Origin of the sequence: Pseudomonas capeferrum, assembly GCF_013523055.1 — a bacterium.
In the GTDB taxonomy this organism is placed as follows: Bacteria; Pseudomonadota; Gammaproteobacteria; order Pseudomonadales; family Pseudomonadaceae; genus Aquipseudomonas; species Aquipseudomonas capeferrum_A.
In genome coordinates this window covers 68,062-92,753 of the sequence record NZ_JAAMQM010000017.1, presented here as the reverse complement: position 1 = coordinate 92,753, position 24,692 = coordinate 68,062, and the positions used below count along the sequence as shown (strand labels likewise).

General features: G+C 61.2%; 26 protein-coding genes. 9 read left to right on the top strand and 17 right to left on the bottom strand.

The window, feature by feature from the left end:
* The first annotated feature begins 34 nt into the window (after positions 1 to 34).
* On the top strand, positions 35 to 805 hold the full coding sequence (locus G7009_RS19470; protein WP_181131722.1) for a MetQ/NlpA family ABC transporter substrate-binding protein: 771 nt from the start codon (positions 35 to 37) through the stop codon (positions 803 to 805).
* Positions 806 to 887: 82 nt separating this feature from the next.
* On the opposite strand, the gene G7009_RS19465 is transcribed toward G7009_RS19470, so the two are convergent.
* The 4 genes from G7009_RS19465 to G7009_RS19450 all read right to left on the bottom strand — a co-directional run bounded on the left by G7009_RS19465 (position 888) and on the right by G7009_RS19450 (position 4,002).
* On the bottom strand, positions 888 to 1,520 hold the full coding sequence (locus G7009_RS19465) for an SCO family protein (RefSeq protein WP_181131721.1): 633 nt from the start codon (positions 1,518 to 1,520) through the stop codon (positions 888 to 890).
* A gap of 108 nt (positions 1,521 to 1,628) precedes the next feature.
* Complete coding sequence (locus tag G7009_RS19460) at positions 1,629 to 2,702, bottom strand: COX15/CtaA family protein (RefSeq protein ID WP_181131720.1); 1,074 nt, start codon at positions 2,700 to 2,702, stop codon at positions 1,629 to 1,631.
* 9 nt (positions 2,703 to 2,711) lie between these two features.
* Positions 2,712 to 3,296: a hypothetical protein gene (locus G7009_RS19455; RefSeq protein WP_181131719.1), complete on the bottom strand. Its 585-nt coding sequence runs from the start codon at positions 3,294 to 3,296 to the stop codon at positions 2,712 to 2,714.
* On the bottom strand, positions 3,262 to 4,002 hold the full coding sequence (locus G7009_RS19450) for an SURF1 family protein (RefSeq protein ID WP_181131718.1): 741 nt from the start codon (positions 4,000 to 4,002) through the stop codon (positions 3,262 to 3,264). The genes G7009_RS19455 and G7009_RS19450 overlap by 35 nt, the downstream gene beginning before the upstream one ends.
* A 61-nt stretch (positions 4,003 to 4,063) precedes the next feature.
* On the opposite strand from G7009_RS19450, the gene G7009_RS19445 reads away from it, so the two are divergent.
* A complete protein-coding gene (locus tag G7009_RS19445; protein WP_181131717.1) occupies positions 4,064 to 4,267 on the top strand; it encodes a twin transmembrane helix small protein in 204 nt (67 codons plus the stop codon).
* A 6-nt stretch (positions 4,268 to 4,273) separates the two neighbouring features.
* On the opposite strand, the gene G7009_RS19440 is transcribed toward G7009_RS19445, so the two are convergent.
* Genes G7009_RS19440 through coxB form a run of 4 tightly spaced genes read right to left on the bottom strand, consistent with a single transcriptional unit; the run spans position 4,274 to position 8,519 of the window.
* Entirely contained in the window at positions 4,274 to 5,161 is an 888-nt protein-coding gene (locus tag G7009_RS19440) for a cytochrome c oxidase subunit 3 (protein WP_181131716.1), read from the bottom strand.
* An 11-nt stretch (positions 5,162 to 5,172) separates the two neighbouring features.
* Positions 5,173 to 5,739, bottom strand: a complete 567-nt coding sequence (locus G7009_RS19435; protein WP_181131777.1) for a cytochrome c oxidase assembly protein — start codon at positions 5,737 to 5,739, stop codon at positions 5,173 to 5,175.
* A gap of 13 nt (positions 5,740 to 5,752) precedes the next feature.
* Positions 5,753 to 7,342, bottom strand: coding sequence for a cytochrome c oxidase subunit I (gene ctaD, locus G7009_RS19430; RefSeq protein ID WP_181131715.1), 1,590 nt, complete (start codon positions 7,340 to 7,342; stop codon positions 5,753 to 5,755).
* A gap of 52 nt (positions 7,343 to 7,394) precedes the next feature.
* Positions 7,395 to 8,519: a cytochrome c oxidase subunit II gene (gene coxB, locus G7009_RS19425; RefSeq protein WP_181131714.1), complete on the bottom strand. Its 1,125-nt coding sequence runs from the start codon at positions 8,517 to 8,519 to the stop codon at positions 7,395 to 7,397.
* A gap of 365 nt (positions 8,520 to 8,884) precedes the next feature.
* Between coxB and G7009_RS19420 the strand changes: the two genes are divergently transcribed.
* Together G7009_RS19420 and G7009_RS19415 are read left to right on the top strand one after the other, a co-directional pair.
* Entirely contained in the window at positions 8,885 to 9,532 is a 648-nt protein-coding gene (locus tag G7009_RS19420; protein ID WP_181131713.1) for a hypothetical protein, read from the top strand.
* A gap of 121 nt (positions 9,533 to 9,653) precedes the next feature.
* The gene (locus G7009_RS19415) at positions 9,654 to 10,739 is read left to right on the top strand and encodes a hypothetical protein (protein ID WP_181131712.1); all 1,086 of its coding nucleotides are present in this window, start codon (positions 9,654 to 9,656) and stop codon (positions 10,737 to 10,739) included.
* Here the strand turns inward: G7009_RS19415 and G7009_RS19410 are convergent, their stop codons facing one another.
* The 6 genes from G7009_RS19410 to prlC form a co-directional block, all read right to left on the bottom strand.
* Positions 10,740 to 12,269: a SulP family inorganic anion transporter gene (locus tag G7009_RS19410; protein WP_219856675.1), complete on the bottom strand. Its 1,530-nt coding sequence runs from the start codon at positions 12,267 to 12,269 to the stop codon at positions 10,740 to 10,742.
* A gap of 183 nt (positions 12,270 to 12,452) precedes the next feature.
* Positions 12,453 to 13,172 carry a carbonic anhydrase gene (locus G7009_RS19405; RefSeq protein ID WP_181131710.1) on the bottom strand — a complete coding sequence of 240 codons (720 nt, stop codon included), beginning with the start codon at positions 13,170 to 13,172 and terminating at the stop codon, positions 12,453 to 12,455.
* A 243-nt stretch (positions 13,173 to 13,415) separates the two neighbouring features.
* Positions 13,416 to 14,474, bottom strand: coding sequence for a PA0069 family radical SAM protein (locus G7009_RS19400; protein ID WP_181131709.1), 1,059 nt, complete (start codon positions 14,472 to 14,474; stop codon positions 13,416 to 13,418).
* Positions 14,475 to 14,540: 66 nt separating this feature from the next.
* A complete protein-coding gene (locus G7009_RS19395) occupies positions 14,541 to 16,574 on the bottom strand; it encodes a M3 family metallopeptidase (protein ID WP_308813336.1) in 2,034 nt (677 codons plus the stop codon).
* Between the two features lie 123 nt (positions 16,575 to 16,697).
* Entirely contained in the window at positions 16,698 to 16,976 is a 279-nt protein-coding gene (locus G7009_RS19390) for a YheV family putative zinc ribbon protein (protein WP_219856674.1), read from the bottom strand.
* A complete protein-coding gene (prlC, locus tag G7009_RS19385) occupies positions 16,973 to 19,060 on the bottom strand; it encodes an oligopeptidase A (protein ID WP_181131708.1) in 2,088 nt (695 codons plus the stop codon). The genes G7009_RS19390 and prlC overlap by 4 nt, the downstream gene beginning before the upstream one ends.
* Before the next feature lie 66 nt (positions 19,061 to 19,126).
* On the opposite strand from prlC, the gene G7009_RS19380 reads away from it, so the two are divergent.
* On the top strand, positions 19,127 to 19,699 hold the full coding sequence (locus G7009_RS19380) for a gamma carbonic anhydrase family protein (protein ID WP_181131707.1): 573 nt from the start codon (positions 19,127 to 19,129) through the stop codon (positions 19,697 to 19,699).
* Between the two features lie 7 nt (positions 19,700 to 19,706).
* Entirely contained in the window at positions 19,707 to 20,366 is a 660-nt protein-coding gene (locus G7009_RS19375; protein WP_181131706.1) for an HAD family hydrolase, read from the top strand.
* A 233-nt stretch (positions 20,367 to 20,599) separates the two neighbouring features.
* On the opposite strand, the gene G7009_RS19370 is transcribed toward G7009_RS19375, so the two are convergent.
* A complete protein-coding gene (locus G7009_RS19370; RefSeq protein WP_181131705.1) occupies positions 20,600 to 21,724 on the bottom strand; it encodes an aminopeptidase in 1,125 nt (374 codons plus the stop codon).
* Between the two features lie 68 nt (positions 21,725 to 21,792).
* Between G7009_RS19370 and G7009_RS19365 the strand changes: the two genes are divergently transcribed.
* On the top strand, positions 21,793 to 22,206 hold the full coding sequence (locus G7009_RS19365) for a PA0061/PA0062 family lipoprotein (RefSeq protein WP_181131704.1): 414 nt from the start codon (positions 21,793 to 21,795) through the stop codon (positions 22,204 to 22,206).
* Between the two features lie 54 nt (positions 22,207 to 22,260).
* Positions 22,261 to 22,674 (top strand): PA0061/PA0062 family lipoprotein, encoded by a 414-nt coding sequence (locus G7009_RS19360; protein WP_181131703.1) that lies wholly within the window; start codon positions 22,261 to 22,263, stop codon positions 22,672 to 22,674.
* A gap of 3 nt (positions 22,675 to 22,677) precedes the next feature.
* Here the strand turns inward: G7009_RS19360 and G7009_RS19355 are convergent, their stop codons facing one another.
* Positions 22,678 to 22,911: a DUF1161 domain-containing protein gene (locus G7009_RS19355; protein ID WP_181131702.1), complete on the bottom strand. Its 234-nt coding sequence runs from the start codon at positions 22,909 to 22,911 to the stop codon at positions 22,678 to 22,680.
* A 71-nt stretch (positions 22,912 to 22,982) separates the two neighbouring features.
* Positions 22,983 to 23,408, bottom strand: coding sequence for an OsmC family protein (locus tag G7009_RS19350; protein ID WP_181131701.1), 426 nt, complete (start codon positions 23,406 to 23,408; stop codon positions 22,983 to 22,985).
* A gap of 149 nt (positions 23,409 to 23,557) precedes the next feature.
* Between G7009_RS19350 and G7009_RS19345 the strand changes: the two genes are divergently transcribed.
* Positions 23,558 to 24,562 (top strand): LLM class flavin-dependent oxidoreductase, encoded by a 1,005-nt coding sequence (locus tag G7009_RS19345; protein ID WP_181131700.1) that lies wholly within the window; start codon positions 23,558 to 23,560, stop codon positions 24,560 to 24,562.
* Positions 24,563 to 24,692: the final 130 nt, after the last annotated feature.

Here is a 24,692-nt window from a genome sequence, read left to right as displayed (position 1 = left end):
CGGGGGCCGTAGCGGCCCTCACAAGGAGTGATCAATGAAGAAACTGCTTGCTGTCGTCGCCGCTGTCGCGGCCTTCTCTGCCCAGGCCGAGACCCTGACCGTTGCCGCCACCCCGGTGCCGCATGCCGAGATTCTCAAGTTCGTCCAGCCTCAGCTGGCCAAGCAAGGCGTGGAGCTCAAGGTCAAGGAATTCACCGACTACATCCAGCCCAACGTACAGGTCGCCGAGAAGCGCCTGGATGCCAACTTCTTCCAGCACCAGCCCTATCTGGATGAATTCAACAAGGCCAAGGGTACCGACCTGGTCAGCGTTGCCGGTGTGCACCTGGAACCGCTGGGCGCTTACTCCAGCAAGTTCAAGAAGCTGGACGAACTGCCTTCCGGCGCCACCGTGGTCATCCCCAACGACGCCACCAACGGCGGCCGCGCCTTGCTGCTGCTGGACAAGGCAGGCGTGATCAAGCTCAAGGACAACCAGAACATCCTGGCCACCGTCAAGGACATCGGCGAGAACACCAAGGGCCTGAAGTTCCGTGAGCTGGAGGCCGCCACCATCCCGCGCGTGCTGACCCAGGTCGACCTGGCGCTGATCAACACCAACTATGCGCTGGAAGCCAAGCTCAATCCCGAGAAGGATGCCCTGGTCATCGAGGGCAGCGATTCGCCGTACGTGAACATCCTGGTAGCCCGTCCCGACAACAAGGATTCGGACGCCATGAAGAAGCTGGCCGAGGCCCTGCACTCGCCAGAGGTGAAGCAGTTCATCACCGAAAAATACAAAGGCGCGGTGATCCCGGCATTCTGATAGCCGAGCACCACGTCGCTTCACGACTGCGTCACCCAGTGTGGGACAACCGGTTTAACGGTTGTCCCGCATTGCTTTCTGGTCAGTCCCGACGAACCAATACAGGCAGTTGCGCCACCAGCTTCTGATTGTTGATCGGTGCGCGGATGAACCCGCGTTGACGTCCGTCCGGACCGACGATGGCCAGGTTGCCGCTGTGATCGACGGTGTATCCCGGCTTGCGGGTATCGGCGGGGATGAAGGGGATGCTCAGGCCGTTGGACAGGGTCTGGGTATCCTCCACCGATCCGGTCAGCCCGCGAAAGTCCTTGTCGAAATAGCCCAGGTACTGCTTCAGCTGCGTGGGCGTGTCGCGGTTCGGATCGACGCTGACCAGCACCACTTGCAAGCGCTCGACTGCCTCCTTGGGCAGCTCGCTCTTCACTTGGCGAAGTTGTGCCAGGGTAGTCGGGCAGATATCCGGGCAGTAGGTATAGCCGAAGAACAGCAGCGACCATTTGCCCTCGAGCGAATCGAGTGCCACTGGCTGCCCATCCTGGTCGGTCATCCGTACATCCGGCACCGCACGGCTCTGCGGCAGCAGGATGATGCCGGCATCGATCAGCGCCGCCGAGTTGCCTTCGCTTCGGCCACTGAGCACCTTGTTGACGGTCAGGCCCAGGATCAACGCGACCAGGGCGGCAAGGATGAAAACGGTTTTCTGGGTTCGGGTCATAGGCTCTACAATGGCTAAGGGGTCGGTGATGAACAGGGCTGGGGGTCTGCGTGGGCATGTGCCGAATCGCGTGCAGCCGACCGTCACGGTACATCACCGAGCAGTCGCTCAAAAGCGCCGCCGCGCATCCTCCCCCGAGGAATGGTCGCCAGCGCCCGTATAGAGCGGGGTCAGGCGCCAGCCTTGGCCGATGCGAACCTTGTCGACCACGCGGATACGGTAGTTCACCAGTACCACCGACAGCAGCAGCAAGGCGCCACCGACATTGTGCGCCACGGCCAGGGCCAGCGGCAGATGGAGCAGCACATTGCTGATGCCGAGTCCGACCTGTGCCATCAACGCCAGCAACAACAGACGGGCCAGGCCATGCAAGCCATGGCGATGCAACTTCCAGCTCAGGCCCGACAGCACGGCGATGACCAGCAGTGCCCCCACCCGATGCCCGAGATGAATGGCCGTGCGCGCCTCGCTGTCCAACTGCCCGCCGAGGTAGTTCGGACCGATATGCTGGGTCAGGTGGAAGCCATTGGTGAAGTCGGCAGTGGGCCACCACTGACCTTGGCAGGTGGGCAGGTCGATGCAGGCCATGGCGGCATAGTTGGCGCTGACCCAGCCGCCCAAGGCAATTTGTCCGATGACGACCAACAGGGCCAAGGCCGCCAATCGACGCAGACTCAGAGGCAGCCTGGGTGCAGGGGCAAACGCCCGTGACAGGCGCATGCTCAGCAGAAACAACAGGCTCAAGGTCATGAAGCCACCCAGCAGATGTAGGGTGACCACCTGGGGCCAGAGCTTGAGTGTCACCGTCCACATGCCGAACGCCGCCTGCGCCAGCACCACAGCCAGCAGCAGCAAGGGCAAGCGGTAAGGCTGACCGTCACGAGCGTGTCTGCGTACGGCCTGCAAGGCCAGTACGGCAATCACCAGCGCCAGGGTTCCGGCGAAATAACGGTGGGTCATTTCCGCCCAGCCCTTGTGAGCTTCCACCGGGCTTTCCGGAAAGTGCCGCTCGGCATGGGCCAACTGGGCCTCGGTCTTGGGCACGCCGATGAAGCCGTAGCACCCTGGCCAATCGGGGCAACCCAGTCCGGCATGGGTCAGCCGCGTGTAGGCACCGAGCATGACGACCAGCAAGGCGAGCACGGTAGCGAAAACGGCAAGGCGAAAACCGGGTCTGGCCATGACGAGCTCCTAGCCGATGTTGGAGAGCTTGAGCAGGTGGCGCAGGTCGTTGAGCACCTGCTTGCCGTTCACCTGGCCGTCGTAGCGCAGAACCAGATTGCCATGCGGATCGACGATCCACAGTTGGGGACCCGGTTCGCTCACCTGCCGGCCATAACGTTGCAGGTCCAGCGAATAGCGCTGCAGCTGCGGGTACTCCTGTCCCAGCAGGGCCTGATAGTCGGCCGCCAGTGGCTGGGCGGTGGCCAGCGCGTGGCTGGCACGGCTGGCGTCGCGGCCCAGCCCGATCTGGATCTGCCGCGCCAAGTAGACCAGCTGACGGCAATCCTGATCGCATGCCGCCGGCGCGCTGACCAGCAACTGCCAGCGCTGTTCCTTGGCGTCGATCCCGATATCGGCGCGCATCTGGCCGTTACCGATCATCTCGCCATGGAAGCTGCGTCCCTCCGGTACCCAGAACTGCAGCTTGTACATGCTCGTCGCGAGGATCATCGGGCCCAGAACCAGCGACACGATCAGGAACAGTTGCAAACGCCCACGGCCGCGGGACGTGCGACGTTCAGGGATGTCCAGTGGAGGTATGGCGGCGCCCATGGGTGTTCTCCTTGTGGTCATGCCAGCCGAAATAGAGGTAGAGCAGCGTCAGAGCCAGGGCCAGGGCAAACCACTGGACGGCATAGCCCAGGTGCTTTTCCGGCCCCATGGAGGTCACGGCCCAGTCAACCCGATAGCTGGCGGGCCCCGCTTCCAGGCGCACCTCGTGACCGAAGCCATTACGCTGCAGCTGTTGCCACAGCTGGCGGGCATCGATGGCCGTCAACAGGTGCGGCCATTGCCCGCCGATCGCATCGGCGCGCAGCTGAAATGCTCTGCCCGGCATCACATAGGCCCAGGCGTTCAGCGTCATGAGGTCACTGGGCGTATCGAAATGCACCGGCTCGCGACGGTCCGGCCAGGGCAGCCAGCCGCGATTGACCAGCCACCACTGCCCGCTGGGCTCATCATGGAAAGGCTGCAGCAATTCCACGCCGGCCTGACCGTCACGCAGACGGTTGTCCAGGAGCAGGCTGTGCTCGCCGTCGAAGTGTCCGTGCAGAGCGATACGCCGATAGGCGGGATCTTCCATCTCCATCAGTCGGCCAGCGTCCACAGGCGCTTGCACGCGACGCTCGGCGTACGCTGCGAGCAGATCGCGCTTCTGCTCGGCGCGTCCGAGCTGCCAGCACCCCAGGCCGATCAGCCCTGCGAGCAGCACAAGCACGACCAGGGTCGGCATCACCCCGGGGCGAAACCGCTTCACGATATCCCCACCCGCGCGCTCGCTATACTTGTACCCATCAGTGCCTCCCTCGGAGTTCGCCATGCTCAAAGCCGCGATTGTCCTGATGCTGTTGGCCACTATCGCCAGCCTGTTCAGTGGCCTGTTCTTCCTGGCCCGAGATGACGGCCAGTCCACCCGCCTGCTCAAGGCCCTGACGGTAAGGGTCACCCTGGCCGTCTTGACCCTGGCTCTGGTGACCTGGGGTCTGCTGAGCGGTCAGCTGGTTTCCCACGCCCCGTTCTGAGGCGCTCTAGAGCACGTACACGAAAATAAACAGCCCGACCCAGACCACATCGACGAAATGCCAATACCAACTGGCGGCTTCGAAGCCGAAATGCTTGTCGGGTGAGAAATGCCCTCGCAGGATGCGCGCGAACATGACGATCAGAATCAAGGTGCCCATCGTCACGTGCGCACCGTGAAAGCCGGTGAGCATGAAGAAGGTCGCTCCGTAGATTCCGGAGCCTAGGGTCAGTCCGAGTTCGGTGTAGGCCTCGTGGTATTCGTAGGCCTGCAATGTTAGGAAAGCGATCCCCAGGAGGATTGTCACTCCCAGCCAGCCTTTCAATGCACTGCGATGGTCCTTGCGCAGGGCATGATGGGCGAGGGTGATGGTTACGCTGGAACTGACCAGCAGGATGGTGTTGATCAATGGCAGGTGCCAGGGGTCGATGACGTCGCGTGCGGCTGGAAACAGCTTGGGGTCAGGCGTATTGAGCAGCGGCCAGGCGAATTCGAAGCTCGGCCAGAGCATATGGGAGACGCCCTTGTGGCCTTCTCCGCCGAGCCAGGGGCCGGCCAGTATGCGCACGTAGAAAAGCGTGCCGAAGAAAGCCACGAAGAACATCACTTCGGAAAAGATGAACCAGCCCATGCCCCAACGGAAGGAGCGGTCGAGCTGGGGACTGTACAGCCCGGCACGACTTTCCCTGACCACCGCGCCGAACCAGCCGAACATCATGTAGGCCACGCACAGCCCGCCAACGAAGAAGATCAACGGCCCGTGTGAATCCGGGCGTCCCGCCTTGAGATCGTTGAACCAGGTGCCCAGGCCGTACACGGTAATGAGCAGGCCGAGCGTGGCAATGATGGGCCATTTGCTCTGCGCCGGGACGTAATAGTGGTCGTGACTTGCCATTGCTGTTCTCCTTATCGGGCGCCCTGGACATCCTCTGCCGTCAGTCGGGCGACTGGCGGCTGGCGAGCAGTGATATCGAACAAGGTGTACGCCAGTGTCAGGTGTTTCACATGGGCAGGCAGGTCACGGTCGACGATGAAGCGCACCGGCATCTCGATGCGTTCGCCCGGCTGCAGCACCTGCTGGCTGAAGCAGAAGCACTCGGTCTTGTGGAAGTAGGCCGCCGCCTCAGCCGGAGTGATGCTGGGCACGGCCTGTGCCGTCATGGATCTGCCGGTCGGATTGCGCGCGATGAAGACCATCTGGTTGACCGCACCTGGGTTGACCTCGATCTGGTCAGCCTTGGCATGAAATTCCCAGACCATGTCGCTGGCATTGGTCGACATGAACTGCACGCGAATCGAGCGCGAAGGATCGCTGACCTGCGAGCCCTGATACTGCCCCGCGGTCTTGCCATTGATGCCGAAGGCCTGGCACATGACGTCATAAAGGGGCACCAGGGCAAAACCGAAGGCGAACATCACCACTGTCATCAATGACAGGCGCAGGACCAGACGTCTTTGCGAGAGGCCGTGCATGTCCATGGCGCTCCTACTTGACCTCGGGCGGGGTCTGGAAGGTGTGGTACGGCGCGGGCGAGGGCACGGACCACTCCAGCCCCTCGGCGCCGTCCCATGGCTTGGCGGGGGCCGGCTCGCCACCGCGGATACATTTGATGACGATGAACAGGAAGAAAATCTGTGTGGCCCCGAAGGTGAACGCACCGATCGACGAGACCATGTTGAAATCCGCGAACTGCAGGTTGTAGTCCGGTACCCGCCGCGGCATGCCTGCCAGGCCGACGAAATGCATGGGGAAGAACGCCATGTTCATGCCGATGAAGGACAACCAGAAATGCAGCTTGCCCAGGGTTTCGTCGTACATGTGCCCGGTCCATTTCGGTAGCCAGTAGTAAGCGGAGGCGAAGATGCCGAAGATGGCGCCGGGAACCAGCACGTAGTGGAAGTGAGCGACCACGAAATAGGTGTCGTGGTACTGGAAGTCGGCAGGCGCGATCGCCAGCATCAGCCCCGAGAAGCCGCCGATGGTGAACAGGATCACGAATGCCACGGCGAACAGCATGGGCGTCTCGAACGTCAGCGCTCCCTGCCACATGGTGCTGACCCAGTTGAACACCTTCACCCCGGTAGGCACGGCGATAAGCATGGTCGCGTACATGAAGAACAGCTCGCCGACCACCGGGACGCCGACCACGAACATGTGGTGCGCCCAGACGATGAACGACAGGAAAGCGATCGCCCCGGTGGCGTAGACCATGGAGGTGTAGCCGAACAGGGGCTTGCGCGAAAAGGCCGGGATGATCGAGCTGACGGCGCCGAAGGCCGGCAGGATCATGATGTAGACCTCCGGATGGCCGAAGAACCAGAACACATGCTGAAACAACACAGGGTCGCCGCCACCCGCCGCGCTGAAAAAGCTGGTGCCGAAGTGGATGTCCATGAGCATCATGGTCACCACCCCGGCGAGCACCGGCATCACGGCGATCAGCAGGAAAGCGGTGATCAGCCAGGTCCAGACGAACAGGGGCATCTTCATCAGGGTCATGCCGGGAGCGCGCAGATTGAGGATGGTGGCGATGACATTGATCGCACCCATGATCGAGCTGATACCCATCAGGTGAATGGCGAAGATGAAAAACGTCACGCTTTCGGGCGCGTAGGTCGTGGACAGGGGCGCGTAGAAGGTCCAGCCGAAGTTCGGTCCGCCCCCTGGGCTGAACAGGGTCGAGACCAGTAGCAGGAAGGCGGCCGGCAGCAGCCAGAAGCTGAAGTTGTTCATGCGCGGCAAGGCCATGTCCGGCGCGCCGATCATCAAGGGGATCATCCAGTTGGCCAGCCCGACGAACGCCGGCATCACCGCGCCGAAGACCATGATCAGGCCATGCATGGTGGTCATCTGGTTGAAGAAGGCCGGCTCCACGATCTGCAGACCCGGCTGAAACAGCTCGGCGCGAATCACCATGGCGAAGGAGCCGCCGAGCAGGAACATGGTGAAACTGAACCACAGGTACATCGTTCCGATGTCCTTGTGATTGGTGGTCAGCACCCAGCGCATCAAGCCCTTGGCCGGACCATGCACATGTTCGTGCCCATGGCCATGCTCGTCGATTACTGCACTCATGTCCTGTCTCCTGCAATCCGATGACGGCTGCGGCAACCTGCGATGATCCGGCTCACTGGCTCTGCGCCTGCTTGAGCGCCAGCACATCCTTGGGCGTGACCATGTCGCCCTTGGCGTTGCCCCAGGCGTTACGCTCGTAAGTGACCACCGCGGCGATATCGACTTCCGACAGCTGCTTGCCGAAAGCGGCCATGGCCGTGCCGGGCTTGCCATGGAAGACGATGCCCAGGTGGTCTTCGAGCGGTCCGGTGGCGATCTTCGAGCCCTTGAGCGCCGGGAACATCGGCGGCAGGCCCTGGCCTTCGGCCTGATGGCAGGCGACACAGGTGGTGTGATAGACCTTGTCGCCGCGTTCGACCAGCTCCTCCAGGGTCCACTCCTTGCTGGTCAATTCCTTGAGCTTGGCTGCTTCCGCCTTGCGCTCGCCAAGCCAGCTGTCGTAATCGGAACGGGATTTGACCTCGACCACCACAGGCATGAAGCCATGGTCCTTGCCGCATAACTCGGTGCACTGGCCACGGTAGATGCCAGGCTTTTCGATACGCGTCCAGGCCTCGTTGACGAACCCAGGAATAGCATCACGCTTGACCGCGAAGGCCGGTACCCACCAGGAATGAATGACATCGGCGGCGGTCACCAGAAAACGCACCTTGGCACCGACCGGCAACACCAATGGCTGGTCGACCTCGAGCAGGTAATGCTCACCCTTGGGCGCCTGGTTGCTGATCTGCCCGGCGGGCGTGGCCAGGTTGCTGAAGAACTCCACGTCCTGGCCCAGGTACTTGTAGTGCCACTTCCACTGGTACCCGGTCACCTGGATATCGATGTCCGACTCACTGGCGTCGTAGATGTCGATGAGCGTCTTGGTGGCGGGAATCGCCATGGCCACCAAAATCAGGAAGGGGATTACGGTCCAGAGAATCTCTACCCGTGTGTGCTCGTGGAAGCTGGCCGGTTGCTGGCCCGTCGAGCGCCGGTGAAGAACCATCGACCAGAACATCACGCCGAACACCAGGATGCCGATCACCACGCAGATCCAGAAAATGATCATGTGCAGCTCGAATACGGCGTTCGAGACTTCCGTGACCCCCGGAGCCATGTTCACCGTCCAGGCGCCTTGCGCCTGACCGAACGCCATCCACGACAGCAGGCCCATCCAGACGTATGGATGTCGCATGCGGGTACCCCTTATCGTTCTTATTGTCCCGGAGGCGTGGACTCAAGGCGAAGGGTACGGCGTCAAGACTGCGTACTTCGACGACCGAGCTCTCTGCGAATAGCAGTCGGGCCTCATCAACGAATCATCTTCAAGCGGAGTATAGCCAGGGGACGAAGGCCCGCCATGGCCTCATGAAAACACCTTCATGAAATTGTCGCTTCAGGCATGAACCCCATAAATACAGGCCTAAACGCCCCTTATCGCCATTTATATTCCTGATCAGCTAGTTAATCGTTTCATTTATAACAATTATGTCTTAAGTAATTCTCCAGCCGAGCTAACTTAGTGTCTTCCGTTTGTCATGTCCTGTCCCTGGAGTTGTCATGAACATCGCCGCATTGCGCGAGCAGATTACCTTTGCCCACCAACATGAAAGCCAGACCGGCCAGCTGAAACAGCGGCTCGAACAGCAATTGCCTCTCCTGCACCCGTCCATCCAGCTGCCGCGGGAAGATGCGCCTGGCACCATGACCCGCTTCGTCGGTGCCTATATCGACCAGGTCCCGGAGTTGCTCGAGGCCGCTCATGCGGTAGCGCAGGAAGCGGGCATTGAAAGCCAGGTCAAGCCGGTGCTGAAGCTAGCCGAAGCCTATTTCCTGCAGCCGCCGGAGATAATGACAGGCCAGGTCGGGCTCGATTGCCTGCTGGATGAAGCCTACCTCGCCCATCGCCTGGTCGAAGAAGTGAACGACCTGTACATCCGTCATTTCCGACAACCACTGATCCCGGTCGATACGACCGTGGCCAACCTGATCGCCCACCAGCTCATCGGCGAAAGCTTTGCCAACCAGCTGGATGAAGTGGTGCATCACTCGGTAGACGAGATGCTGGACGAGGCCAGCTTCGCGCTGGAATCGGTCGAAGCGTACCGTGAAGCCTTGAGCAGCCCGGCTACCGGTGCCGCGTGGAAGCGCTGGCCCTGCCTGTCGCGGCAGCTGAACGTCGAACTCTCCCTCAATACGCTCCACTGATTCCCGCCCCCGCACGAGCCGCCAGGAAGCGGCTCCCGCTGATGCCATTCCCACCTGCTTGATAGCGTCTTCTGCATCCGTTCGCGAGGGCGGATCATTCACAACAGGAAAGGAAGACGACATGGCTATCAAATGGAATCGAATCTACACCGACCTGCTGCGTGGCAGCCGCCCGACCCTGTGGGGCAACTGGGCGCTCAATCCGATCATCAAGCCAGGCGCTGTGGGTATCGTCGATCCGGCATCCGGCGAGTTCACCCTGGTGAGGGAGGCAATGCCCAAGACTGAAACCATCAGGATCAGCCAAGGGCGTCGGTGGGCCATCAGCTCCAAGGACGTGCAGCGAAAGGAAATGAAAGCCAATATCCAGGGGACCGTTTTCGATCCCGCGACCGGCGCCTTGGCCAAGCCTGACATCACCTTGGAGTGGACCTTTGGGAAAGAGGAATCCATCGCCTCCGAGTTCGCCATCAACAGCGAGCATCGCCTCAGCGACATGTCCTTGATCCACGGACAATACGAGTGGTTGTACGAGCAGGCCAAATCGGTCGGGATGGCCAGCAACGGCGGTATTGCCGAAGGCTTTGGCGTGGTCAACAACGTTATTTATGCCGACAGCGGCATAAATGCCGGCGCCAAACGCAAGAATGCAAAGTTTTCCTTGTCAGGGACTGCCAGCGGCTTGAATACCTTGCTGGGCGAGGACGGTATTTCCGGCAAGGGCGGCGCGTCGTTCATCGCAAGCCGTGACACTTCAGCCGTCGAGTCGCATACGTTACCTGGCAAGGATGGCGAGGTGGCCACCCATCCACTGCCAGTGGCCTATAGCTTTACCTCGTTCGGCGGCAGCAAACTGTTGATTCCGACCTGGGTCAGAAAGATCGGCTCGCTCAAGCTGCACATCGACAGCAAGGCTACTTCCGCGACGACCTACACCACCAAGGTCACCGTTACCTACGAAACCCCGGCCGGGCGTGTCGAAAGGAAAACGTTGATCACCGGCGGGAGTTCGGCCAATTTCAACGACATTCCCCTGAATGCCACGCGCCTGCAAGTAAGCGCGGAGTTCGTCAACATTGGCCAGAACGATATCCAGGTGCTCAACTGGGCCACGCCGCTGAGCCAGTGGGTAGGGGGTAGCCGGACCATCAACCTGTATGGCACCTGGCCCGGCTCCCCCACCATGAAAGTGGTCGAAGAGGACTGATCAGACCTCTGCGGCCGTGCGCAACCCACCCTCGATCCTGCGCTTGAGCCCACGCTGCTCGAGCATCAGGCGCGACCCCATGGCGCGGTTCGCTCGGCCCCAGTCCTCCAGCAACTCCAGCACCGAGTGATCGATGTAACGCAGGTTGGCCAGTGGCACATGCAGGGTCGTGCCTGCTGGTACGCTGTCGAGTGCCTGGGTCAAGGCCGGTACCTTGAGGAAGGTGGCGGCGCCTGTCAGTCGCAGCTCCATGTGCCCGGGTGTTTCGAGGTCCACCAGGTTGATCTTCAGACGCGCCGCCTTGAACGCAAGCTTCAGCAAGGTCAGGGCGAAGCCCAGCAGTACACCCGTCAACAGATCGGTGAAGACGATCGCCAATGCAGTAGCCGCATAAGTGAACATCGGCATGCGGCCATAGCGGCTGAGACCGCGGAACGCCTTGAAGTCGACCAGTTTCACGCCGGTGAAGACCAGCACGCCGGCAAGGCTCGCGACCGGAATCTGCTGCAGCACCTGGCTCAGCACTACCACGAATCCGAGCAACCATAGGCCATGCAGGATGGCCGAGGCGCGTGTCTGGGCACCAGCCTGGACATTCGCCGAACTGCGTACGATCACCCCGGTCATCGGCAGGGCACCTAACACGCCACACAACATGTTGCCGATGCCTTGGGCCGACAATTCGCGATCGAAGTCCGAACGCTGTCCGCTGTGCATGCGGTCGACCGCTGCGGCAGACAGCAGAGTCTCCGCGCTGGCGATGAACGCCAGGGCCACGGCCGCTACCAGCAGTGTCGGGTCAGCCAGTTTCGTCAGGTCGTCCAGACGGATCCAGTCGATGGCTTCGGTAAGGTCCGCGGGCACTACCACTCGGTTGACCGGCAACGCGAGCCAGACACTGATCGCGGTCATCGACGCCACCCCCAGCAACGCGCCCGGGATAAAGCGCAGACGCTGCGGTCGCCAGCGTTCCCATCCCCACATCATGGCAATGGTGCCCAGTCCCAGGGCGCCGGCCTGCCAACCGCTCGCTGCGCTTTCCAGCGGCAGCGCAGCCGCCAAGGTAGCGGGGAAGCCCATCAGATTCTGCATGCCGGAAGGCTGTGGTGAGGTATCGAACATGACATGCAATTGCGACAGCACGATCAGCACACCGATACCGGCAAGCATGCCATACACCACGGCAGGCGCCGTGACCCTGAACCAGCATCCCAGCCGAAACCTCCCGGCCAGCAACTGCAGCAGGCCGGCCAGTAGCAGGATCGGGCCCAACATCGCCATGCCGTGCTGGCGTACCAGCTCGAACACCAATACCGCCAGGCCTGCGGCAGGGCCGCTCACCTGGAGGGGCGAGCCCGCCAGGAAGCCCACGACCAGGCCGCCGATGATACCGGTGATCAGCCCCTTGGCCGGTGGCATGCCCGAAGCAATCGCAATGCCCATGCACAGCGGCAGGGCCACCAGAAAGACCACTACTGACGCCAGCAACTCACGCGGCACGGCCGCCTTGATCTGTGTCTTGTTCACCATCAGATTCCTTCTCTCGATCTCGAGGCCATTCCTATGGCCAGTAACAGGGACCCGTCGGACGCGCAGCCGTAAGCCGCCAGCGACCCGGCAGGGCAATAAGGGAAATTCAAGGCAGCCGATGACGGGACCACACCCAAAGGGTGCGGTCGCCAGTCAAGGTTTCAACGTGTGGGCAAGGGACGCTTAGTAGCGTCCTCGCGGCGTTGCGCAGGGAACGGCATCGCCGGAAGTCAACGGCCTGAAGCTGTCTCTTTCGGCATCATAGGCTTCGATCTGGCTCGTCTCGATGTCATAGATCCAGCCATGGATGTACAGCTGACCCGCCGCCAGGCGCGAAGCCACGGAAGGGTGGGTACGCAGATGCTGCAACTGGGCGATGACGTTTTCCTTGGTCAGCACCTGCATGGTTTCATGCTCGCTGCCACACGAGCAGTTGTCCTCGACCACGGTCCGAGCGACTTCCGCATGGCGCAGCCATGCCTTGACGGTCGGCATCTTCTCCAGACTCTGCGGGTTGAGCACTGCACGCATCGCACCGCAGTCGGAGTGACCGCACACGATGATGTGGTGAACCCCCAGAGCCATGACCGCGTACTCGATGGCGGTGGACACGCCGCCATTCATCTGGCCATACGGCGGCACGACGTTACCGACGTTGCGGGTCACGAACAGATCGCCGGGCGAGCTCTGGGTGATCAGCTCGGGCACGATGCGCGAATCGGCACAGGTGATGAACATGGCGCGAGGCTTTTGCGCGGTGGCGAGCTTCTTGAACAGGGCTTCCTGTTCCGGGAAGACCTCATGATGAAACCTGACGAAGCCGTCGACGATGTGCTTCAGGGCAGCATCGGCGCTTTCGGCAGGTACATCCGGAACAACCTTGGAGGGGTCCTTGACGGGCATGATTCATCCTCTTGACGGTTTGTAGGTAAATCCATTTTACCGATTAAAGATTCTGGCTATGCGTGGCATTTAGATGACAGGCACCGAACATTAATCACAGTCCTTGTGAACTGTTTTCCTACGCTACCGGGTAAAACTTAACTGAAACTGAATTAGAATCGTCTAGAACGGGCGTTCCAGCTTCAAAAGGAAGGAGCCTGAATAATAGCAAAAAAACATTAGCGGCCACTAACCAGCATGTGCCTAGAACAAGGCGAGCTGGCCCCCAGGCGGACAGAACGCGGTGCAATCGAGTGCATATCCCTCACGTCGGTTCAGGTCCAGGCGGCGGATCGCCTTGCCGAAGCGCTGCGCCAGCAACTCGGCGAACACACCCTCGCCCCGCATGCGGGCACCGAAGCGGCTGTCATAGAGCTTACCGCCCCGGCTCTGACGAATCAGGCTGAGCACGTGCGCGGTGCGCTGCGGATAATGGTCCTGCAACCACTGCTCGAACAAGGGTGCTACCTCCAAGGGCAGCCGTAGCATCATGTAGGCAGCACTCTGCGCGCCGGCGGTCTTGGCCGCTTCGAGCAGACGCTCCAATTCGCAGTCGTTGATCATCGGAATTATCGGCGAACAGAGTACGCCTACCGGAACACCGGCTTCACGCAAGACGCCTATGGCCCGCAGCCGTGCCTTGGGCGCCGCGGCGCGAGGTTCAAGCGTACGCTTGAGCTCGTCGTCCAGAGTGGTCAGGCTGATCATCACTGCGACCAACCGTTGTTGCGCCAGCTCGGCAATCAGGTCCAGGTCACGCAGGATCAGCGACCCCTTGGTGACAATGGTCACCGGGTGGCGATAGCGCAACAGGACTTCCAGCAGGCGCCGAGTCAACCGCTGCTCGCGCTCGATAGGTTGGTAAGGATCGGTATTGGAACCCAGGTTGATCGGCGCGCACACGTAGCCTGGCTTACTCAATTGCTGTTCGAGCACTTCGGCGGCGTTGGTCTTGGCGATCAGCTTGGTTTCGAAATCGAGCCCGGGGGAGAGGTCCCAGTAAGCATGACTGGGACGCGCATAGCAGTAGATGCAACCATGCTCGCAACCGCGGTACGGATTGACCGAGCGATCGAACGGCAGATCCGGGGAGTTGTTGCGGGTGATGATGGTCTTGGCGGTTTCGCTGCGCACCTCGGTGCCCTGGGTCAAGGGCACCTCCCGAGTCCAGCCGTCATCCTCGGCCAGCGAACGATGAGGTGCGAAGCGATTGTGCGGATTGTGGGTCGTACCACGGCCTCTTTGCGGCGCTGGAATGGGCATGGCATCACCTGGAAACTGTATCCATATACAGTAATCCGGAACATGCCGATGTTCCAGCGCCTTTCATCACTCGCCTCCAGTGTCATTCAGGCCGAGTCCGCGCAAGTACGACGTTGCGCTCACCGGTCGGCCGAGGAACGTCTCGATGCTTTCGGCAAGCGAGCGTGCGGTTCCATGCGCGAAGAAGTCCTCTTGAAGCGCACGCCCGGCAGCGGCATCGAGCAATCCTTCACGCTCGAAACGCGAGAACAGATCGAAGGCCCGCACATCGGACCAGAGATAGGCGTAGTAGCCTGCGTCATAGCCACTGATGAGGTAATCGAAAGCGTGCATCGGTTTTTCGAACCCGGCCATTGGCCAACGCGAGACCTTCGCGTAACTGGCCTCGGCTCGCTCGTGAATCGTCCTGCCGTCGTCAGGCGCCTGATGCAGGTCCAGATCGAACAAGGCCCGTGACAGGTTTTCGGCACACTCCCGGACACCAGTCTCCTGGCTCGCCAATACCGACTGCACCTGCGCCTCGGTCAATACGCCGCCATTCTCGACATGAGAGGAAATGCTGGCCAGGTAGGCGGCGTTGCAAGCCCAGCGCTCCAGCAGCTTGCCCGAGACTTCGACACCATCGGTGCCAAACCGACGGACATCGGACAACACATGATTGCTGGTACGCACCAGCAAGTGGTGCAGGGCATGGCCGAATTCGTGGAACAGCTTGCGCAAGGCCAGAGGATCGAGCAATGGCGGCGCGCCTTCCAGGCCGGCGGACGTGTCGCTGAACACGATCGCCACTGCCCCGTGGTAAATACCCTCGGCGTCGATGCGGCGGTTCCAGACATAGGAGGTGAACACAGAACCACTCTGCTTGCCTGGCCGCTCGACCAGGTCCAGATACAGGTAGCCGATCACGGCATGGTCTTGCACCACTTCGAAGGTACTGACGCTCGGGTCCCATGCACCTACCGCCTCATATGGGTTCAAGGTCAGGCCGAACAACTGGCGGGCCAGATCGCGCAGAGCTTCGACCACCCGGCCCAGCGGATAGAACTCACGAAAGCGTTCGACGGACAGAGCCTGCGTCGCACGTCTGCCCATGGCCTGGAGATAGTCCAGGTCCCAGGGTTGCACGTCGGTCAGGCCCATGTCCGATGCAGTCCTTCGCAGCCCTGCTTGCCATCGCTGCATCATTGGGCTCACTCTGCGTGCCAGGTCATCCAGGAACTCGTGCACCCGCTCGACCGAGCCGGCGCTCTTGGTCCGCAAGCTCAGTTCCATGTGATTGGCAAAGCCAAGCAACCGTGCCTTCTCATGCCTGGCCTTCGCCAATCGTTCGAGTACCGGTTCATTATCGTGGCCGGCCTCGGCATCCCAACCACGGGTGTGATAGGCCTTGTAGACCTGCTGGCGCAGATCCCGGTCCGAGGCATGTTCGAGTATGGCTTTGCAGGCTGCCTCTTCGCAGGCTATCAGCCATCCCGTGAGGGAAGCGGCTTTGGCCTTTTGGGCCATCTCGTCGCGCAGCCGTTGTGGCACTTCGCCGAGGCGCTGTCCATCGGTAAGGTGGATAGCGGAATGCTCGACCGACCGCCCGATATTGGCTGCGAACAGACCTTCGAGTTCTCGGATCTGCGCTTCGAGCTGCACCAGGCGATCCTGGTCGGCATCGTCCAGCAGGGCTCCGGCCTGACGGAATTCTTCCAGCGCCTGTGCAAGCGTGCTGCGCCGGTGAGCATCGAGGTTGACGCCTAGCTCACTGTCGGCAAGACGCCGGTAGAGGGCATGCAGCCGTGCGTTCTTGAGCTTTTGCTTGAAGCGCACATCGACCAGGCCGAAACACGCGTGGACCTGCGTCTGCCACGCTTCGTCACGAAACATCAGGGGTACGATCGAATAGAAGACACCCTGCAAGCGAGCATCCAGTGCATCCACGGCCAGTACCAGGTCGTCCCAGGTGGGCAATGCTTCCTGGGCTTCGATGATGCGTTGGAGACCGGCCTCGTGCTCCGCGATCACCTGTTCGATGGCGGGAAGCACATGCTCGGGCATGACTTGGTCGTAGTCGACCAGGGGAGTGGGGTTCAGCAGCGGGTTGGCAGTGGTCACGGCATTTCCTTGCTCGGGTCATGAAGACTCGAGCTTGCTATGCCATGACCTCGGCCATGCGTTAACTACGTGCTACCCGCGCAAGCCAGGACTGGGGCCGCGGGCCCCAGCCCGGCTCATGCGCTATTGCGTTGGCTTCTTCAGCTTCGGATTAGGGAAGAATTGCACGGTCTGTACCGGCGCGGCCGGCTTGGGCGCGGCCTGATTGACCCGTGTGCCCAGCTCCTTGGGCACGGACAGCCCTTGCTCGTTGAGGGTATCGGAGAAACCGCACTCCACGCATTCGCGGTGCGGCACGCCATCCTCGCTCCACATCATCAATCTGTCGGCTGCACTGCACGCCGGGCAGACAGCCCCGGCGACAAAGCGCTTCTTGGTCTTGTTCACGGTCACCTCGCTCATGCGGCCACTTCTTCGCTGAGGCCACAATGACGCAAGAGTGCATCGATCGACGGCTCACGGCCACGGAAATCGACGAACAGCACCATCGGCTCGCGTGAACCGCCACGGGCCAGGATCGCCTCGCGGAAGGCACGGCCAGTGTCGGCGTTGAATACGCCCTCTTCCTCGAAGCGCGAGAAGGCATCGGCCGACAGCACCTCAGCCCACTTGTAGCTGTAGTAACCCGCCGCATAGCCACCGGCGAAGATGTGCGCGAAGCTGTTGGGAAAGCGGTTGTAGGCAGGCGGGCGCATCACCGAGACCTCGTCGCGTACGGCCTCGAGTACTTCCAGAGCGCTGCGGCCCTTGTCTGCGTTGGCATGCAGCTCGAAGTCGAACAGGGAGAATTCCAGTTGTCGAACCATCATCAGGCCAGACTGGAAGTTCTTCGCCGCGAGCATCTTTTCGAGCAGATCCTGAGGCAGCGGAACCCCGGTTTCGTAATGACCGGAAATCAATGCCAGGCCTTGCGGCTCCCAGCACCAGTTTTCCATGAACTGGCTCGGCAGTTCGACCGCATCCCAGGCGACACCATTGATGCCGGAAACGCCGGCATGCTCGATACGCGTCAGCAGATGATGCAGGCCATGACCGAACTCGTGGAACAGCGTGGTCACTTCATCGTGGGTCAATAGGGCCGGTTTGCCAGGGGCGGCCGGTGTGAAGTTGCACACCAGGTTGGCCACCGGGCTTTGCAGTTCGCCGCTGATGGTGCGACGACGATCCCGGGCGCCGTCCATCCAGGCACCGCCGCGCTTGTTGGCGCGGGCATAGAGGTCGAAGAAGAAGCGCCCTACGTGCTGGCCGTTTTCCTTGATCTCGAACAGTCGTACTTCCGGGTGCCAGCTGTCGAAGCCTTTGAGTTCGGCGATCTCGATGCCATACAGGCGCTGGACGATGGCAAACAGGCCGGACAGCACCTTGTCGATCGGGAAGTAGGCGCGCAGGGTTTCCTGGGACACGCTGTAGCGTTGCTCGCGCAGTTTCTCGCCGAAGTAGCCCGCGTCCCAGCTTTGCAGGTCCGGGCAGCCTTGTTCGGCGGCATAGGCCTTGAGTTGGGCCAGGTCCTGGACAGCGAAGGGTTTGCTGCGCTTGGCCAGATCGCGCAGGAAACTCAGAACCTGATCGCTGGACTCCGCCATCTTGGTAGCCAGGCTGAGCTCGGCGAAGTTGGCATAGCCCAGCAGTTCGGCCAGTTCCTGGCGCAGGTCAAGAATCTCGCGCATGACCGGGCCATTGTCGAACTGGCCTGCATTGGGTCCCTGGTCCGAGGCGCGGGTGCAGTAGGCGGCGTAGATTTCCTCGCGCAGGGCACGGTCGTCCGCATAGGTCATCACGGCATAGTAGCTGGGGAACTCGAGGGTGATCAGCCAGCCATCGAGGCCCTTGGCCTGGGCGGCGGCGGCCATCTGTGCCTTGGCCGAGTCGGTCAGGCCGGCCAGCGTGGCTTCATCGGCAACGTGCTTGCTCCAGGCCTGGGTGGCATCGAGCAACTGGTTGGAGAAACGGCTGCCCAGTTCGCTGAGCGTGCTCTGCACTTCGGCATAGCGTTGTTGCTTGTCGGCTGGCAGATCGATGCCCGACAGGCGGAAGTCACGCAAGGCGTGTTCGAGAATGGTCTTCTGCGCCACCTCGAAGTTCGCCGCTTCCGGGCTGTTGGCCAGCGCCTGGTAGGCTTCGAACAGTTCACGGTTCTGCCCCAGCTCGGTGGAGTAGGCGCTCAGGGCCGGCAGGCATGATTCATAGGCCTCGCGCAGCTCCGGGCTGTTGCACACGGCATTGAGGTGACTCACCGGGCTCCAGGCGGCGCCGAGGCGGTCATTGAGTTCATCCATCGCCAGCACGAGCCCGGCCCAGGTCGGCTTCTGGCCTTGGGTCTTGAGGATGTCGGCTATGGCTTTGCGGTTGTCGGCCAGGATCTGTTCGATCGCCGGCAGCACGTGTTCGGCACGGATTGCCGAGAAGGGCGGCAGATCAAAGGACTGCAGAAGCGGATTGTTCGCACTCACGATTTGGATACCTTGGCAGGAGAAACACTTCCCCATCTTAATTACAATCGACGCCGACCGCAGCAGGCAGCCTGCCTATCGGCATTGAAAAGAGGCGCTATCATGGCCATCAGAAACTTCCAGCAACACACCCCTGTGCTCGGACCGCGGGCCTTCGTCGACCGTTCGGCGGTCGTTCTAGGGGATGTAGAGATCGGCGAGGACAGTTCGGTCTGGCCACTGACGGTCATCCGCGGCGACATGCACCGTATCCGCATCGGCGCGCGCACCAGCGTGCAGGATGGCAGCGTGCTGCACATCACCCACGCCGGACCCTTCAATCCCGAGGGTTTCCCGCTGTTGATCGGCGACGAGGTGACCATCGGCCACAAGGTCATGCTGCATGGTTGCACTCTTGGAAACCGGATCCTGGTAGGCATGGGCAGCACGATCATGGACGGTGCCGTGGTCGAGGACGAGGTCATCATCGGTGCCGGCAGCCTGGTGCCGCCTGGCAAACGTCTGGCCAGCGGCTTTCTGTATGTCGGCAGCCCGGTCAAACAAGCGCGGCCGCTGACCGACAAGGAGCGCGCGTTCTTCTCGTACAGCGCGGGCAACTACGTCAAGCTCAAGGACCAGCATTTGGCCGAAGGCTATGACCGTCCGGAATCCACTCCCGCCCACAGCCCTTCCTGAGACTGCCATGCGCCAGCAGAATATCCTTTTCGACCTAGACGGTACCTTGACCGACCCGCGCCTGGGCATCACCCGCTCGATCCAGTATGCACTGGCCAAGCTGGGTATCGATGAGCCGGACCTGGCCCGTCTCGAGCACTTCATCGGCCCGCCACTGCTGCAGGCCTTCATGCAGTTCTACGACTTCGAGGAGGCCAAGGCCTGGGAGGCGGTGAATTTCTACCGTGAACGCTTTCGCGTGACCGGCCTGTACGAAAATCAGGTGTTCGAAGGCGTACCCGCGTTGCTGCAAGCGCTCGCCGATCAGGACCGCACGCTCTACATCGCCACCTCGAAACCTTGGGAGTTCGCCCGCGAGATCGCCCGCCATTTTGCCTTCGACCATCACTTCAAGGTGATCTACGGCAGCGAGCTGGACGGTACCCGTACCAACAAGGTCGACCTGATCCGACACCTGCTCGACGAGCAAGGCCTGGACCCGACCCAGACGCTGATGATCGGGGACCGCAAGCACGATCTGATCGGCGCGCGCAGCAATGGGCTGCAGGCCGTCGCGGTGGGTTACGGCTTTGGCAGCCATGAGGAATTGATGGCCGAACAGCCGGCATTCCATTTCCCGACCCTGGCCCAGATGCACCAGGCGTTCCTGCGGGCTTCAATCTCCTGAAAAGCTGGCCAGACGCAGTGCCGGCCAGTCGAGGAAACGCGCTCGATGTTCGATGTTGAAGCTTAGCCTTCGGCTTGTGGAGCCTCTCATGATGCTGATGGCCTATCGCGGGACGCCACCAGGGATGTGTCTTCGCTGCACCGCGCATCAGTGGCGAGCGGGCTCGTCCCGCGATAGGCCATCAGCATCACAGAAAGTTTGAAAGCTGCCAGATAACCTCCAGCATCGGAAAATCAAATGCCTTTCCTTGACTGACCAGCATCAGGCCGGGCCTGGCCTGCCAGCTCGGCCAATGCTGCCTTGCGTTGGGCAGCAGACAGCCGACCCAGCGCCTCGACGCGATCATGAAAGCGGGCCCAGTCCCCGTTCACCCATGCGAACAGTCTCGCGAACGCCGGCACCCATTGATCGTACAGCCCGAACGGCAACAGCTTGGCATTGCTCAACGGGCCATTGATAAAGCCGTCATAGCGCCCGACGCCTTTCCACTGACTATCGCGCAACTGTCGATACTCGCGGCGCAGGCGCTCGAACTCCGCCTGCTTGGCCGCACGCTTGCTTTCCACCGTCAGGGGCGAAGCGTAGAGACGCTCGAGCCGCTGGCGACTGGCGAGCACCAGGTGGATGAACTGATCGCGCTGGCGCACGCTATCCTGCGACGCTGCCGGAAGCCCATGCCGGGCACGCCATTGGCGGGTACCTTCCTGCTCGACGAAGGTGGCATAGGACTCGTTGAATTGCGTATCGTCCTGCACATACAGGCGCTGGTGGGCCAATTCGTGAAAGATCAGTGATGCCAGGCGTTCGTCGCTCCAGCTGACCATCGATGACAAAATCGGGTCATCGAACCAGCCCAGGGTCGAATAGGCCTCGACGCCGCCCACGTAGACATCCAGCCCCTCCTGACGCAATAGCGCCGCCGCGCCCCGGGCCGCGCCCTGGTGATAGTAACCGCGATAAGCGACGCAGCCCGCTATGGGAAAGCAGTGCGTCACTGGCTCGAGCGACAACTCGGGGGTGGCGAAGACATTCCAGACCACGAAGGGCCGCCCCAGGTCGGCATAGACCCGGTAGCTGCGGTTGTCCGGCAGTTTCAACTGCTCACTGGCAAAACGGCGAGCCTGCTCAGCATGCAGCAGACGCTGACGCAGCCGCGGATCGGTCGATGGATCCGCGACGATATCCGTTACCGGTACCCGTGCTCGCAACAGCTGCCATTGACCTTCGGCCAACTGGCCGTAATAGGCAAGACCGCTGCAACCGCCCAGCAGGAAAATGGCCGCTGGGGGAACCAAGCACCGTAAAAAGCGGTCGAGTGCCCCAAGGTTCGTGCGTAGGAAAAGAAAAAATCGGGACATCGGGACTGCTCATCTCGCTCAAACTGCCGTCGCGTATCAAGACTAACTTGCCAGGGTGGAGTTTCGCCATGCGTACACTGATTGCCATCGGCGCGCTCGCGCTGCTGACGGGCTGCTCAAGCCTACCGAATCCGGATCCGAGCCAGGCCTGGATCGACCTGTCGCCGAACGATGAAACCGCGCTGCATGCCGTGCAGGTAGACGAGCGAGACTGGGCCGACAACCGGTACTTCGAAGTTGCTCCAGGACGCCATGAATTGACTGTCCGTTACCTGTTCACCGTTGAGCCGACCAATATCGGCCCTGGCAGCGAGCCACTGGGCCGTGATTGCCAGCTCAACCTGACGTTCAAGGACTTCGGTGCCGGCCAGCGATATCAGATGCAGGCCGGCAGCATCGGCTTCAGGCCGTGGGTGAAACTTTACGACGATCAGCAGAACCTGGTCGGCCAAGGCCTGCCAGGGGGCTGCCAGCGTACCTGAGTTCCATAATGGCGCTATGCTTGTAGCCAATGGAACGCGAGCAGGAGTATCGCCATGCGCCAGCCCATGCTGCTGATTGCCCTCGGTGCACTGGGGGCATGCGCCAGCCCATTGCCACCTGCCGATCCGAAACAGGCCTGGATCGACCTCTACACCATCACTCCGGGCAGGCTGGTCATGGCCGATCGACTCGATGGCCAACGTCTCGATGACGGCCGTTTCTTCCAGGTAAGCCCCGGCAAGCACGAGTTGGTCGTGCGTTTCGATTTCGAAGTGTATTCGGGAGGGTTCACCACGGATCCGACCGAGCGCACCTGTTACCTGACAGTCAGGTACAACGATTTCAAGGCCGGCCAGCGCTATCGCCTGGAGGCGCGCGCGCCGGTCATGCAGCCGGTCGTCTACCTCTACGACGCAGCGCGTAACGTAGTGGTAGACGAACCGAGCAATGTCTTCTGCATTCCCTGAGAACTAGCGATCGTTCTTCTGATAGATGATCTTGCGCGTACCATTATCGCAGCTACCCACGACCATGTTCTGATCGTGGGCTTCTTCGTTGGAAACGATTTCCAACGTATACGAGGTGACGCCCTGGGCCTGGATCTTGGCTTCGATCTCGGCCTTGAGTTCCTCGCAAGGCTTGGGTGCCGCCTGGGTTGCCATTGCCAGCGTCGAAGCCAGCACCGCCAATACGAAACGCTTCATGGAACGGCTCCTTCAAGGGCAGTCGGGCTGCCAACGTTGTTCAGACTATAGGAAACCGCTCCGGTTGCGCTTCAGGACAGCAGAGTGGCATCCAGGGTGATATTGGCATTGAGTACCTTGGACACCGGGCAGCCAGCCTTGGCCTTGTTGGCGATTTCCTTGAACTGTTCCTCGGTCGCATTAGGGACCTTGGCCTTGAGGATCAGATGCACTGCCGTGATGGCGAAACCATCAGGTTGCTTGTCCAGAGTGACTTCCGCAGTGGTGTCAATGCGATCCGCCGTGAGGCCTTCCTCACCCAGGATCATGGACAGCGCCATAGAGAAACAGCCTGCATGTGCTGCGCCGATCAGCTCTTCAGGGTTGGTCCCTGGCTGATTTTCGAACCGGGTGTTGAAGCCATAGGGGTTCTGCTTGAGCGAGCCACTTTCAGTGGAGAGTGTGCCTTTGCCGTCTTTCAAACCACCTTGCCAAACCGCCGATGCTGTCTTTTTCATGATGCCTCCTGAAGTAGGTCGCGATGTCTAAAATCTAGAGGATTGTGCCTACAGCAAGTTCAGAGCAATCTGCCCCTAGGTATTGAAACCTTCGAATATGCCCATACAGAGATCCAGAGGCCACTGGCCAATCAACCTTGGAGATTCCCATGAGCTTGCTGCATGACCTGAAGATTTCCACGCTCGACCTGGTGCCGGTCCGTGCCGACGGAGGTCCTGCACAGGCCCTGCGCAACTCGCTGGACCTGGCACGCGAGGTGGAGCGATTTGGCTATAACCGCTTCTGGGTCGCTGAACACCACAACATGGACGGCATCGCGAGTTCCGCTACCGCGGTCCTGCTTGGCTACCTGGCGGGCGGCACCTCGACCATTCGTCTGGGCGCAGGTGGCGTGATGCTGCCCAACCATGCGCCTCTGGTGATCGCCGAGCAATTCGGCACCCTTGCCAGTCTCTATCCCGACCGGATCGAACTGGGTCTGGGCCGCGCGCCCGGATCGGATCAGATGACCGCGCGGGCATTGCGTCGTGAGCGCTCCGGCAGTGCGGACGACTTCCCTGACGATGTCGAGGAACTGGTACGTTACTTGGGTCCGCGGACACCGGATCAGAAAGTCATCGCCGTGCCAGGTCACGACACCCAAGTGCCGATCTGGTTGCTCGGCTCAAGTCTGTTCAGCGCGCAGCTGGCGGGCATGCGCGGGCTGCCGTATGCCTTTGCCTCACACTTCGCACCGCGTTACATGCATGAGGCCATCCGCGTGTACCGCGATCACTTCCAACCGTCCGAGGCGCTAGACAAGCCCTATGTGATGCTTGGCGTGCCGATGGTGGTCGCCGAAACGGACGAGCACGCCAACTACCTGGCAACCTCGGTGTACCAGCGCATACTCGCGCTCATGCGTGGCCAGAGTCTCATGCAGCGGCCACCCGTGCAGACCATGGATGGGTTGTGGCTGCCGCATGAACGTGAAGCAGTGAGCAGTTTCCTGGGACTGGCCATGATCGGCAGCCCGCAGAAGGTCAAGGGCAAGGTCGAAGTCTTGCTGGAGCAGACCGGGGCGGATGAGCTGATCTTTACCTGTGATCTGTACGAGCACGCGGATCGGGTGCGGTCGTATGAGCTGCTGGCGCAGGTGCTGCGTAACGATTGAGCAAAGAGGGTCTTTCTAAGCATCCGCCACTATCGTGGGACTTGTCTTTCTTCATTGCCAGGCGAGTCCTTCGGCCTCGATCGCGGGTCAAGCCCGCTCGCCACCGACATGCGGGCAAACCACACTTCAG

Bases quoted from the DNA above. Each gene is read 5' to 3' on its own strand.
- G7009_RS19435 (WP_181131777.1), bottom strand. From the start codon at position 5,739: ATGCACGGCCTCTCGCAAAGACGTCTGGTCCTGCGCCTGTCATTGATG.
- G7009_RS19350 (WP_181131701.1), bottom strand. From the start codon at position 23,408: ATGAAAAAGACAGCATCGGCGGTTTGGCAAGGTGGTTTGAAAGACGGC.
- G7009_RS19455 (WP_181131719.1), bottom strand. From the start codon at position 3,296: ATGGGCGCCGCCATACCTCCACTGGACATCCCTGAACGTCGCACGTCC.
- G7009_RS19375 (WP_181131706.1), top strand. From the start codon at position 19,707: ATGCGCCAGCAGAATATCCTTTTCGACCTAGACGGTACCTTGACCGAC.
- G7009_RS19440 (WP_181131716.1), bottom strand. From the start codon at position 5,161: ATGGCAAGTCACGACCACTATTACGTCCCGGCGCAGAGCAAATGGCCC.
- G7009_RS19470 (WP_181131722.1), top strand. From the start codon at position 35: ATGAAGAAACTGCTTGCTGTCGTCGCCGCTGTCGCGGCCTTCTCTGCC.
- prlC (WP_181131708.1), bottom strand. From the start codon at position 19,060: ATGGGGAAGTGTTTCTCCTGCCAAGGTATCCAAATCGTGAGTGCGAAC.
- G7009_RS19415 (WP_181131712.1), top strand. From the start codon at position 9,654: ATGGCTATCAAATGGAATCGAATCTACACCGACCTGCTGCGTGGCAGC.
- G7009_RS19410 (WP_219856675.1), bottom strand. From the start codon at position 12,269: ATGGTGAACAAGACACAGATCAAGGCGGCCGTGCCGCGTGAGTTGCTG.
- G7009_RS19465 (WP_181131721.1), bottom strand. From the start codon at position 1,520: ATGACCCGAACCCAGAAAACCGTTTTCATCCTTGCCGCCCTGGTCGCG.
- G7009_RS19390 (WP_219856674.1), bottom strand. From the start codon at position 16,976: ATGAGCGAGGTGACCGTGAACAAGACCAAGAAGCGCTTTGTCGCCGGG.
- G7009_RS19460 (WP_181131720.1), bottom strand. From the start codon at position 2,702: ATGGCCAGACCCGGTTTTCGCCTTGCCGTTTTCGCTACCGTGCTCGCC.
- G7009_RS19400 (WP_181131709.1), bottom strand. From the start codon at position 14,474: ATGCCCATTCCAGCGCCGCAAAGAGGCCGTGGTACGACCCACAATCCG.
- G7009_RS19365 (WP_181131704.1), top strand. From the start codon at position 21,793: ATGCGTACACTGATTGCCATCGGCGCGCTCGCGCTGCTGACGGGCTGC.
- G7009_RS19420 (WP_181131713.1), top strand. From the start codon at position 8,885: ATGAACATCGCCGCATTGCGCGAGCAGATTACCTTTGCCCACCAACAT.
- coxB (WP_181131714.1), bottom strand. From the start codon at position 8,519: ATGCGACATCCATACGTCTGGATGGGCCTGCTGTCGTGGATGGCGTTC.
- ctaD (WP_181131715.1), bottom strand. From the start codon at position 7,342: ATGAGTGCAGTAATCGACGAGCATGGCCATGGGCACGAACATGTGCAT.
- G7009_RS19360 (WP_181131703.1), top strand. From the start codon at position 22,261: ATGCGCCAGCCCATGCTGCTGATTGCCCTCGGTGCACTGGGGGCATGC.
- G7009_RS19370 (WP_181131705.1), bottom strand. From the start codon at position 21,724: ATGTCCCGATTTTTTCTTTTCCTACGCACGAACCTTGGGGCACTCGAC.
- G7009_RS19355 (WP_181131702.1), bottom strand. From the start codon at position 22,911: ATGAAGCGTTTCGTATTGGCGGTGCTGGCTTCGACGCTGGCAATGGCA.
- G7009_RS19380 (WP_181131707.1), top strand. From the start codon at position 19,127: ATGGCCATCAGAAACTTCCAGCAACACACCCCTGTGCTCGGACCGCGG.
- G7009_RS19345 (WP_181131700.1), top strand. From the start codon at position 23,558: ATGAGCTTGCTGCATGACCTGAAGATTTCCACGCTCGACCTGGTGCCG.
- G7009_RS19445 (WP_181131717.1), top strand. From the start codon at position 4,064: ATGCTCAAAGCCGCGATTGTCCTGATGCTGTTGGCCACTATCGCCAGC.
- G7009_RS19405 (WP_181131710.1), bottom strand. From the start codon at position 13,172: ATGCCCGTCAAGGACCCCTCCAAGGTTGTTCCGGATGTACCTGCCGAA.